7 protein-coding genes are annotated in these 12446 nt (G+C 35.7%); 4 read left to right on the forward strand and 3 right to left on the reverse strand.

All coding sequences use genetic code 11. The annotated features are described in order from the left end of the window. The first annotated feature begins 23 nt into the window (after nucleotides 1-23). Nucleotides 24-1028, forward strand: coding sequence for a type I glyceraldehyde-3-phosphate dehydrogenase (gap, locus tag LIV57_RS13015; protein ID WP_110008110.1), 1005 nt, complete (start codon nucleotides 24-26; stop codon nucleotides 1026-1028). A gap of 417 nt (nucleotides 1029-1445) precedes the next feature. Here the strand turns inward: gap and LIV57_RS13020 are convergent, their stop codons facing one another. Next, nucleotides 1446-2813: a hypothetical protein gene (locus LIV57_RS13020; RefSeq protein WP_227942913.1), complete on the reverse strand. Its 1368-nt coding sequence runs from the start codon at nucleotides 2811-2813 to the stop codon at nucleotides 1446-1448. A 209-nt stretch (nucleotides 2814-3022) separates the two neighbouring features. Here LIV57_RS13020 and LIV57_RS13025 point away from each other — a divergent pair, with 209 nt between their 5' ends. Then, entirely contained in the window at nucleotides 3023-4225 is a 1203-nt protein-coding gene (locus LIV57_RS13025; RefSeq protein ID WP_227942914.1) for an oxygenase MpaB family protein, read from the forward strand. 311 nt (nucleotides 4226-4536) lie between these two features. Then, the gene (gene recA / locus LIV57_RS13030) at nucleotides 4537-5538 is read left to right on the forward strand and encodes a recombinase RecA (protein ID WP_062676286.1); all 1002 of its coding nucleotides are present in this window, start codon (nucleotides 4537-4539) and stop codon (nucleotides 5536-5538) included. 269 nt (nucleotides 5539-5807) lie between these two features. On the opposite strand, the gene LIV57_RS13035 is transcribed toward recA, so the two are convergent. Further along, the gene (locus tag LIV57_RS13035) at nucleotides 5808-7241 is read right to left on the reverse strand and encodes a hypothetical protein (RefSeq protein WP_227942915.1); all 1434 of its coding nucleotides are present in this window, start codon (nucleotides 7239-7241) and stop codon (nucleotides 5808-5810) included. Nucleotides 7242-7382: 141 nt separating this feature from the next. Next, entirely contained in the window at nucleotides 7383-10277 is a 2895-nt protein-coding gene (locus tag LIV57_RS13040; RefSeq protein ID WP_227942916.1) for an alpha/beta hydrolase family protein, read from the reverse strand. A gap of 153 nt (nucleotides 10278-10430) precedes the next feature. Between LIV57_RS13040 and htpG the strand changes: the two genes are divergently transcribed. Continuing rightward, nucleotides 10431-12323, forward strand: a complete 1893-nt coding sequence (gene htpG, locus LIV57_RS13045; RefSeq protein ID WP_202844160.1) for a molecular chaperone HtpG — start codon at nucleotides 10431-10433, stop codon at nucleotides 12321-12323. Nucleotides 12324-12446: the final 123 nt, after the last annotated feature.

The raw sequence follows: 12446 nt of genomic DNA on the forward strand, positions 1-12446 counted from the left end.
TAATCTAATAAAAACAAACTATTATGTCAACAATTAAAGTAGGTATCAACGGTTTTGGTAGAATTGGACGTCTTGTTTTCAGAGCAATGACTGAAAGAGACAACATTGAAGTTGTAGGAATCAATGACCTAATCAATGCAGAATACATGGCTTACATGTTAAAATATGACTCTGTACACGGTATTTTCCCAGGTGAAGTTTCTGTAGAAGGAAATGATCTTGTAGTAAACGGGAAAAAAATCAGAGTAACTGCTGAAAAAGATCCAAGTAACCTAAAATGGAACGAAATCGGTGCAGATTACGTAGTAGAATCTACCGGTTTATTCCTTGATAAAGACAGCGCTGCAAAACACCTTGCTGCAGGTGCTAAGAAAGTAATCCTTTCTGCTCCTTCTAAAGATGACACTCCAATGTTCGTAATGGGAGTAAACCACAAAGAACTTACTGATGATATCAAAATCTTATCAAATGCTTCTTGTACTACAAACTGTTTAGCTCCTTTAGCTAAAGTAATCCACGATAACTTCGGAATCGTAGAAGGTTTGATGACTACTGTACACGCTACAACAGCTACTCAGAAAACGGTTGACGGTCCTTCAATGAAAGACTGGAGAGGTGGTAGAGCTGCTCTGAATAACATTATCCCTTCTTCTACTGGTGCTGCTAAAGCAGTAGGGAAAGTAATCCCTTCACTAAACGGAAAATTAACAGGTATGTCTTTCAGAGTACCAACTGTTGACGTTTCTGTAGTAGATTTAACAGTGAGAATTGAAAAAGCTGCTTCTTATGAAGAAATCTGTTCAGTAATCAAAGCTGCTTCTGAAGGTGAATTGAAAGGTATCCTAGGATATACTGAAGATGCAGTAGTATCTCAGGACTTCGTAGGAGATAAGAGAACATCTATCTTCGACAAAGATGCTGGTATCATGCTTTCTCCTAACTTCGTAAAACTTGTTTCCTGGTATGACAACGAAATGGGTTACTCTAACAAGTTAGTTGATATGCTTGTACACGCGGCTTCTTTATAATCAATAATGAGCGATAAGCAATAAGTAATATAAAACCTTCCCGATGGGAAGGTTTTTTGTTTTGGCTTTGTATTTTTATTTTAAATATAGAATTTCCTCTTTTATTGTATCCTTATCATTTTCTATTTTAGCCTCTTACAAACGTAGAAAGAAAAAATCAGTTAAAACTGATTTTTTAATATTTCAAATCATACAATGCTATCAAAATTAGTTATTTCAAATAGGAATGTTGTATAACTTCGATTTCTACGTTATGATTTTCGTTATTAGGTTCACTTTTGTGATGATCCCTATCTTCCTCCGCTTGTATGCGTGTCGTTTTTTTCCCTACATACTTGCGACAATCAAGACAGTCCGCACGATAAAGGATTCTGTCTTTCCGTTTGTTTTTTGTCGTTTTTGCCATAATAAAATATTTTAAAAATTAAGAAATGCTACTGGAATTGATAATCTTAGCCCAATTTCGTTTCGCTTTAAAAAAGCTAACTCTGAATCGTTGGAATTAGTTAGATCAATAAGATTGAAATAAAGTTCTACATGCAGCTTAGATTTATCTTTTTTCAAATCCTTAAATGAGTATAGTAACCCTATTCCTGCATCATATTGTGGTTTACTTTCTTCTTTAAATGTACTTTGTGGATAAATGTGTAATGCCATTGTATTTTCTAAAAAAAACCTGTAATAATCAATATACAACTTGCTATATGATAGATTTGTTTTGTATGTTCCTTGATAAGCATTAAATTTTTTGGTTGAGGTTCTTTGTCCTGATGAAGTTTCCCCATAATTGTAAGATTCATTAATTTCAGTTTTAGACAAATTAGAAAAATTATCATCAATCCCTCCTGAAAAGCCTATCAACAAATAATGAGTTGGTTTGCTGTACTGATTCCACTCATAATAATTGTATTCAACTGAACCTTTCCAACCCACATAATTCTTTTTAGTTATTTGATTTTCGTAAGATAAAGATGGGGTAAAATAGTTGAAATTATTATTCTGAAATCCTGCTCCTAAACTTATCCAATGAAAGAAGATACCAGTATAATTAAAGTTATCAATGGCATTAGCTACACCGTTTTTTTCCTTAGATATACTTAAGGTTTCTATTTCTTTTAAAGACGGAAGTGACTCTTTCTTTAATAAAAGAGAATCGGTCTGCATATTTTTCAAAGCTATTTGATACTCATACCTTGCCTTTGCAGTAGGATCTAAATTGGCTGCTTTCAGTCTTTCCTGAATGTCAGAGATTTCTGACCTTAATAGCTTCAATTTTGAAAATAGTAATATTGAATCTTTTATGTATAATGATTTTGTGACATTAGCTTGTGATGTAGCAATAGATTTTTTCTTAGATAAATTTTTGATTTCTCTTTCATGAAATAAAATAGAAGATGATTTTAGTCTCACATTGTATTTGAAATTGACACCGACATTGCTATTTATTTTTGATTGATTAAATATTGCAAAAAAACCATCTGTAACACTTCCACTTGCATTTACTGAAAGCATATCTCCATTTTTAAAATTCTTTGTTGCATTAAAAACCAAACGCCCATCGTTGATATCTGCCGCAGCATAATTTCCAATTGTAGTTTTACCACTACTATTCATAACAGAATTAAATTCTTTATTAACAATTTTTTTAAATTCATCCTTAGATAATAAGGTCTCAATTTCAGGTATTGTCAATTGAGTTGTAATTGAGTCTATTTTGTCTTTTTTTTGTCCAAACGCCATCCCCACCCAACCAAGCAGAAACAGTAATAAAATTTTTGTTTTCATGATCATATATTTTTTAGATTAATCCTTTAGTTAAAATTTTGAAAGCCATTTTAAAATCTGAGCTTCCATGGTTATTAGTTTTGTTTTACACAAAGTTTCAAATTATATAAACACAAGTAAATTACACGTTTGTGGTATTTTTCATAAAAGTTTTTCCTAGATAGCTGACAAATCTCACCAAAACATTTCAGCATAAAACTTGTACTTTTATGGGGAAAGGAATGAACATGATACAACCCCGTTTTAAAGACGCTCCCCATTTCAGGAACTTTTGGGAAAATGGCAATGGAAAACAGCTTATAGAATTTTCCGGGGCAGAAGTGAGTTTTGAAAAATTTGAAAAATTTGCTCCCTATTTTCATCATACGGATGAGATCGGTGACGAGGTGGTAAAAGATGTTTATTTCACTAAAAAATTCCAGGAGGCTTCCAGAGAAATTGAACATTACATCAGAAATGGGGTTTCAGAAACTGATGATGTTCCTGAAAGTGTAAAAAAAATGTTCAGCCAAACTCAAAAAGTTCCGGACTGGCTGGATTATAACCTGCTTAAAAGCGGAGCTGAACTCTGCATGAGAAGCAATCTTGATTCATTAATTTCATTAAGGGATTATTGTCTGATTGGTGGTTATGATTATGCCTACCTCAACAAACCTTTAATTGTTACAGAAGCTTTGAAGAAAGGAGCTGTGAAAAGGCTTTCTGAAACATTGGACTTTTGGGTGAATGCTACCCGGTACAACGCATTGGAAATCCATGCAAAAGGATATGAATTTGCCATAAAAACCCGTTTGATTCATTCTTACGCAAGGCTTTCCATTAAAAAACATTATAAAGACTGGAACACTGAAAATTGGGGAGAGCCTATCAATTCATGGGATATGATGGCAACGTATATCGGGTTCAGTCTGGTATTCCTTCATAGTCTTAAAAAGCTGGGAAATCGTTTTTCTGTTGAAGAAGAACAGGGAATTTTCCATCTTTGGAAATACGTGGGTTACCTTTTGGGAATTCCGGAACAGCTTCTTCCTGATGATAAGAAACAGGCAACGGAATATTTTTATTTATGGACTTCCGTTCAGCCGCCTTCTGATAAAGATTCTGTTCTTCTGGCTCATTCTCTGCTGGATGAATCCTTGGAAAATCCTATTTTAAAATTTGAATTCCAGAGAAAAAACTTAAGATATCTGCATATCTGCTGTACCTGGTTTCTTTTAGATGACGAAGTGTGTAAAAGATTACAAATTCCGGAAGTTCCTTTCAGAAATCTGTTTCCAAAATCGAAAATATTTTTCAACACAATTTATGACAGCCTGGTAAGCCGTAATGCCAGAATAAAAAGAGGAAACAAAGATCAGATGAAAGTACTGGAAGATTATCTTGCCATCACTAAAAACTCAAATTTTCATTAGGAGAATAAGTCAGAAAGCCCGAAGCTGGAAGTTTTTATTGGACAATAAATCTCACTTAGTAAAAGTAATAGTAAGTTCAATACATTTTACAGACATCAACAACTCCCTTCTTTCAGCTTCCGGCATCCCATCCTAACTAACAGACTGCAATTTTTTCCATGATCCATACCACATTTTGCATCTGCTTCGTTATGAATGAGATCAGTAATAAAATTTTATCATTTTTTAACTCTTAAAACAGCTTTCAGAGACAAATAATATTAGCTTTTGATCTATAAATTATGTATTTTTGAGAAATTATTTTAATAGAGATGAGTAACATTGATGATAAGAAAAAAGCACTCGCTTTAGTGCTTGACAAGCTAGATAAAACATATGGGAAGGGAACAGTAATGACTTTAGGTGATGAATCTATAGACAATACGATAGAAGTCATTCCTTCCGGTTCTTTAGGTTTGGATATTGCCCTAGGGATAGGCGGATATCCAAAAGGAAGAATCATTGAGATATATGGTCCAGAATCTTCAGGTAAAACAACGTTGACCCTTCACGCTATTGCTGAGGCTCAAAAAGCAGGTGGTATTGCAGCATTCATTGATGCAGAGCACGCTTTCGACAGAACGTATGCTGCAAAATTAGGAATTGATCTTGAAAACCTGATCATTTCTCAGCCTGACAACGGTGAGCAGGCTTTAGAGATTGCAGATAATTTGATCCGTTCAGGAGCAATTGATATCGTTGTTATTGACTCTGTAGCCGCTCTTACACCAAAAGCAGAAATCGAAGGTGAAATGGGAGATTCCAAAATGGGTCTTCATGCAAGATTAATGTCTCAGGCATTAAGAAAGCTTACCGCTACGATTTCAAGAACAAAATGTACCGTGATTTTCATCAACCAGTTGAGAGAAAAGATCGGTGTCATGTTCGGGAACCCTGAAACCACTACCGGAGGTAATGCACTGAAGTTTTACGCTTCTGTAAGAATTGATATCAGAAAAGCAAGTGCTCCTATCAAACAAGGTGATGAAGCAATCGGTAGCCGTGTGAAAGTGAAGATTGTGAAAAACAAAGTAGCACCTCCATTCAAGCAGGCAGAATTCGACATCATGTATGGTGAAGGTGTTTCTAAAGTTGGAGAAATTCTTGATACCGCTGTAGATATGGGAATTGTTAAGAAAAGCGGATCATGGTTCAGCTACGAAGAGACTAAATTGGGTCAGGGACGTGATGCTGTAAAAGATGTTTTAAGAGATAATCCGGATCTTGCTGAAGAATTGGAAGCTAAGATCAAGGAAGAAATGAAAAACAAATAATTTTTCATAAAAATATAGAAAAGGCAGTCTTCGGATTGCCTTTTTCTGTTTTTAAAATAAAGATTTTTCTAACGCAAAGGTTTCATCTGTATGCTGTAATATTTTTAAGGGAGCAAAGAGCTGAATCAATTTCATTGATTCTTACTAAGCAAATGCATCATTTACCACAAAGCTCCATCAACGATGCGTTTAAATAAATGAAGGATCAGAAAATAAAAAAGAGGTCATTCCGTAGAACAACCTCTTTGAGATTTTATATTTTTTTAAAATTATTCAGCAATTTTACCCTGCAGCTGAAGAGCTCCGGTCACTTTCATTCCTTTTGTAAGTGTTTCCATTCTCATATTCTCTTTGTTCACAAAAGCATCAATGGTAAAGAAATCTTCATTCTCTTCATTTGTGATCAATTTCAGTTTCAGAATATACCCTTTAACACTTCCGTCTTCAAGCAATTCTGTTTCTTTAAAGTCTACTACCTGGCCAATAAAATCGAAACATGCATAATTAGGCAGGTCCTGACTTGGTGCATAGGTAGTGAAATCCTCACTCATTTTGGTTCCATCCGGTAAATCAGTATTGGTTTGAACATCAAGGATGAAAACAATTCCGCTGACATTCACCTTCAGATGAGGCTGAGTCATGTAGGTATTTCTGTTTTCAGCATAATCTGTTGCAAAAAACCAAACACCAAAAGTATCTCTGGCAGGTCCTGCTACAATTGCCTGTAAATTCAATGCATTTTCCCATTCTCTGATTGATCTGGTTTCAAAATCCAGAGTATAATCCGTTTTTACTTCCGGAATTATGGTACTCAATTCATCTGTAACAATGGTTTTGAATCTTACATCTTCAAATTCGGTTTTATTTCTGGCCTCTCCGGTTTGATCAGAAACGGTAGACTGCATTAAAACTGCGCTAAGATACTGCCCGTAATCTTTAGTCTGAAAGTTCTGATGTCCAAAAACGCCACTCCATGTATTCACAAGATTATGAACATTGGATTTTCTGATAATTATCCCAGCTTCATTAGTGGTTTCAGGAGCCGCAATCCCTACTGTATTCTGGAAATAATTTTGTCCCTCAATCAACTGATGGTTCATGATCGCATTATTTTCTTCATGAGAAAACTCTGCAAAACCTTTATACGTAATATTCTGGTTTTCGAAAATATAAGGCAGACCTGTTTTCTTCTTTTCATCACCGGCAAAGTGGTAAGCAAGTGAAATTCCCTTAAATTCCCCTTCCTGAATAGCCGGAGTGTGATTACCGTTATGATCAAACTGAGAATGATATAGTATCATATAAGATTTAATCTTCCCTTCCTGAAGCTCACTTTCAAACTTTTCTTCCATCTGTGCAATCGCCTGTTGTGGAGAAAGCGCATAAGCATCTTCAGTAACCATATACGCAAACCCCTCTACCTCACCATTTTCTTTTTCAAAAGCAGAAAGCGGTGTATACTCACCTCTTAGCTGAAGGGCTATAGAATACACGATATAATCATTATAAATCCTGATTTTTTCATATTCCTGATTTACTTTTGGTTCTTCTACCGGCTGTGAAGGGATTTCCGGTATTGTTTCCACCACTTCTTCCACCACTTCCTCTACTATTTTTTCTTCCGGCATTTCCATTTCCTGAACCGGAGTACTTACATTTTCCTGACTGTTACTTTTCTTCTTAAAAAAATCAAAGATTCCCATACTGTTATTTATAATTGGCGGTAAATATAATAAAAGTGCTCAACAGACCCATCATAAAAAAAATGCCATTGTGTCAGTGTGCTCTTTATTGCTTTTATAATGAAAAATTCCGGCGGAGCCTTTGGCTCCGCCGGAATTCTGTTAATTAGGTTTATCATCTGTCAGTTCAAATCCCCAATCCTTTCCTTTTTGGGTTGCCGGGATTCCTTTTGTCATCCAGACCGGAGCTTTAGCACCTTTAAGATAATAATCAAAAAACTGCTGTTCACGGATTTGAATATCTTTTCTGTTCTGACGTTTCATAAGGTTATGGTCATCACCATTATAATTCAGAAGCCATACCGGTTTTCCGAGACGGCGTAATGCTGTAAACATTTCAATCCCCTGATACCATGGCACAGCTCCATCTTTATCATTACTCATAATAACCACCGGAGTCTGTACTTTATCAATAGTAAAAAGCGGTGAATTTTTAATATAAAGATCCGGTGCTTCCCATAAATTTTTCCCTAATCTGCTTTGTGATTTCTCATACTGAAACTGCCTGTTCATTCCTGAAGTCCATCGGATTCCTCCATAGGCAGACGTCATGTTGACAACGGGTGCCCCACTCCATGCAGCTGCATACATATTGGTATGAGCGATAAGATAAGCAACCTGATAACCTCCCCAGCTTTGTCCCTGAATTCCTATTTTTGCACCGTCTACCCATGCATTTTGCTTTAACTTTTCAACTCCGGAATTAATGTATTCCATGGCAGATTCTCCCGGGAAACCATCTGTATACGAAATATCAGGAGTGAAAACCAGATATCCGTTACTCACAAAATAAGAAATATTTAATCTTGAAGGTGTGGGAGCCGGTGCTACATAACGGTTTAAATTGTCTGACAGTTTTTCATAGAAATAGACAATCATCGGATATTTTTTATTCGGATCAAAGTTTTCCGGTTTGTATAACACTCCTGTAGAAGTATTTCCTTTTGGTGTTGTCCAGTTCACCAGTTCATCTATTCCCCAGTTATATTGATTTTGCTGCGGATTGGTATTGCTCAGTTTTTGTTGTTCTGAAAAATCTGATGTTGCAAAAATATTGGGAGAATCCGTGTATGATTCTTTTATCAGAATATACTGTTCAGCATTTTTTGCTTTTTGAAGGGTTCTGTATCCCCATACATTTTCCATCTGAATTTTTACCGGATCAGCGTTTGACTGAACAGATGTTTTAAAAATTCCGTTGGCCTTGGAGGTATTGTCAAATGCGGATAAATAAATAGTTGATTTCCTGTTTAAGCTTTTAATATCCTTATCCAGATCATAGGTATCAAATGTTATTTTATGCTTACGTCCATATCCATTGGTCATATTTCTTGGCTTTTTTGAACTGTTCAGGAAAAATTCCCAAAGATCGTAACGGTCTCTGATAATTACAGATTCATCATTATCTGTCCAGGATGCAATACCATAAGAATTTGGAAAATCCGGCATATCAAATTCTTCATCAACGAAGGAAACAGGTAGGCCTGTATTCAATGGCAGGGTTTGTTTTGTCTTCACATTATAGCTCAGCCATTTCCCTTTTTCTCTGTCAAAGATCACAACAAATTTTCCCAGCGGAGATACAGCTGCTGCTCCATTCAGGTTTTTAATAATTTCGGTTCTCTCTCCCGTTTTATTGTCAATCAGAAAATAGGTTTTCTTTGTTGCCCCTTCCCATTGTGAAGAAATCCGGTTATTGATACTGGTAATTCCCAGCGCAAATTCTGCATTTCCTTCGTTCACCAGTCGTAAAGTATCCAAATCTTCTCCGTCAATATTGGTAAAGAAATCCGGTTTTTCCGTTTGCATTACTGCAGCGTAGGATTTTTTCAGATCATTTTTCAATTCTTTTAGCTGTACTGTTTGCAGATAGTCGTCCTTATAATTCCAGATATCCACAACAGCATGATCATTTGCAATCATGGCAGTATCTTTTGCGATTGGCTTCGGAGCAACACCGAAATACAACTGTTTCCCATTTTTACTGAACAGCGGCAACCGGTTTTCGGAAATTACCCAGTTCTTCTTCATCTGTACATTCTCATTGGTTACGATCTCCTTTCTATTTCCTTTAAAATTAAAATAATATAACTGATACAATTTCACCAGGTCATTCTGTGCAGAAGAAGTTCCTACATAAGCCAGCTGATTTCCTTCTTCGTCAAAAGACAATTGTGAAAAGTCTCCCTCCATTTCAGAAATTTTATTGACGGTTCCTTTTTGCAGATCAACTACCTGCACGGTTTGAAATGCATATTTCTTAGGTTTTGACTTGTCTGTATCTTTTTTATCCGAAGATTTTTCATCTGTTGAATCCTTTCCTTCTTTTTTATCTTTCTTTTCGTCCGGCTTCTTAGTCACAAAAACAAGCTGCTTCCCGTTTTTACTGAACTCGTAGCGTATGACATTATCATATGTTGTACTTTTTCCATCCAAAAGGTTTTTTACCACCAGCTGTAATGGTTTTACATTTTTTTCTTCCTCTTTATTTTCTTCCCCGTCTTCTTTGTCGGAAGCATCATCAGAAGATTTATCTTTTATATTTTCCAGAAGATAAGCAACGTAAGAGCCTGCTTTTTCGGGAATTTTAAACGATTTTACATTCGGAATTTTCTCTATTTTATCATTAAAAAAATCAACAATGGCGAGGCTGTCTTTTGTTAATTTATTTTTCTTCAGTTTTTTATCTTTTACCGCTTTTATATCTTTATACTGCGGGCGGATTTGAAAAACAGCAAACCTGGAATCATTGGTAAAATCCACTTTTGCCGCTCTTGCAAACTTCTTTGTTGTCTTATTTTTAACGGAATATAAAGAAAGGTCAGAATTTCCTTCCTGAGCATCTACCGAATAGGCAATCCATTTTCCGTCATTTGAAATTTTTCTTGATCCTATATTTTGCCAGCTGTCGTAAACAGAATGGTCTAAAGGCTTCTTCTGCCCATATACCCAGAAGGTCATGATGAGCAGCATAAAAACTGTACATTTCAACTTCATTTTAAAAATATTTTAAGATTTAAAAGTAAGGCATTTCTTTGACAAATCCATATAACAAGACCTTTTCAGTTTGAAAAAATGACATTCTGTCACTTTCTTCTTCATGGTATTTTTTTTGAGAAAGATTTTAAAAAATTAAAAATCTAAAATATGATGACTAAAGGAAATATTAATGTATCTGTGGAAAACATTTTCCCGCTTATTAAAAAATTTCTTTACAGTGACCACGAAATATTCTTGAGAGAATTGATCTCCAATGCAACGGATGCTACTTTAAAATTAAAACACCTGACAAGCATTGGTGAGGCAAAAGTGGAATATGGAAATCCCAAACTTGAAGTTAAAATTGATAAAGACCAGAAAACATTACGCATCATCGACCAGGGAATTGGTATGACCGGTGAAGAGGTTGAAAAATATATCAACCAGGTTGCTTTTTCAGGTGCTGAAGAGTTTTTGGAGAAATATAAGGATTCTGCAAAAGATTCGGGGATTATCGGGCATTTCGGTCTTGGATTCTATTCTGCGTTCATGGTGGCTGAAAAGGTGGAAATCCTTACAAAATCTTATAAAGATGAGCCGGCAGTACGTTGGATATGCGACGGAAGCCCGGAATTCACGCTTGAAGAAACTACTGATAAAACAGACAGAGGAACGGAAATCATCCTTCATATTGCTGAAGATTCCGTAGAGTTTCTGGAAGAAGGAAAAATCCGTGAACTGCTATTAAAATATAACAAATTTATGCCTGTTCCGATCAAATTCGGAACGAAAACCCATACACTTCCTTTACCGGAAGATGCTCCTGAGGATGCCGTAGCTGAAACAGAAGAGGTAGACAATATCATCAACAATCCGGTTCCGGCATGGACCATCGCTCCAAGTGAACTGACCAACGAGGATTATATGAAGTTCTATCATGAACTGTACCCAATGCAGTTTGAAGAACCGTTATTCAACATCCACCTGAATGTTGATTATCCTTTCAATCTTACCGGAATTTTATTTTTCCCGAAATTGAGCAATAATCTGAATATTGATAAAGATAAAATTCAATTATATCAAAACCAGGTATTTGTAACAGATGAAGTAAAAGGAATCGTTCCGGACTTCCTGATGTTATTAAGAGGTGTAATTGATTCTCCGGATATCCCATTGAACGTTTCCCGTTCTTATCTTCAGGCAGACGGTGCTGTAAAGAAAATTTCATCGTATATCACGAAAAAAGTTGCCGACAAAATGGCTTCTTTAATTAACGAAAACCGTGAAGATTATGAAAAAAAATGGAATGATATCAAGGTTGTAATCGAATATGGAATCATTACAGAAGAAAAATTTGCTGAAAAAGCAGACAAATTCACTTTATATCCTACAACAGACGGTAAATATTTCCTTTGGGATGAACTGGTAGAGAAAATCAAGCCAATACAAACTGATAAAGACAACAAACTGGTTATCCTGTATGCTACCAATGCTGATGAGCAGCACAGCTACATCCAGTCTGCCAAAGATAAAGGATATGAAGTTCTGTTATTGGATTCTCCTATCATTTCACACGTGATCCAGAAACTGGAAACTTCAAAAGAAAATATTTCATTTGCGAGAGTAGATGCCGATCATGTTAATAACCTTATCAAAAAAGATGAACCGGTAATTTCAAAACTGAATGAAACCGAAAAAGAATCTTTGAAAAAGAATGTAGAAGAGGCGATAAAGGATTCTAAATTTACGGTACAGCTTGAAGATCTTGACAGCAGTGATGCTCCGTTCACGATTACCCAGCCTGAATTCATGAGAAGAATGAAGGAAATGCAGGCTACAGGCGGAGGCGGTATGTTCGGAATGGGAGGTTTCCCGGAGATGTACAATCTTGTGGTGAACTCCAACAGTGAGCTGTCCAGCCAGATCTTAAAGACTGAGAATGCTGAAGAAAAAGAAAGCTTAATCAAATATGCGCTTGATCTTGCCAAGCTTTCACAAAACTTACTGAAAGGAAAAGACCTGACAGATTTTATACAGAGAAGCTATAAGCAGCTTGAAAAATAATTTACAAGAGACTGTTTCAATTTTGAAGCAGTCTTTTTGTTTAAAAAAGTATAAATTGTAAATAGTTAATCCAAACCTTACAGGTTTTAGAAACCTGTAAGGGTGTTTTTTATACAAATCTGC

Origin of the sequence: Chryseobacterium sp. X308 (genome assembly GCF_020733145.1) — a bacterium.
Lineage (GTDB): Bacteria > Bacteroidota > Bacteroidia > Flavobacteriales > Weeksellaceae > Chryseobacterium > Chryseobacterium cupriresistens.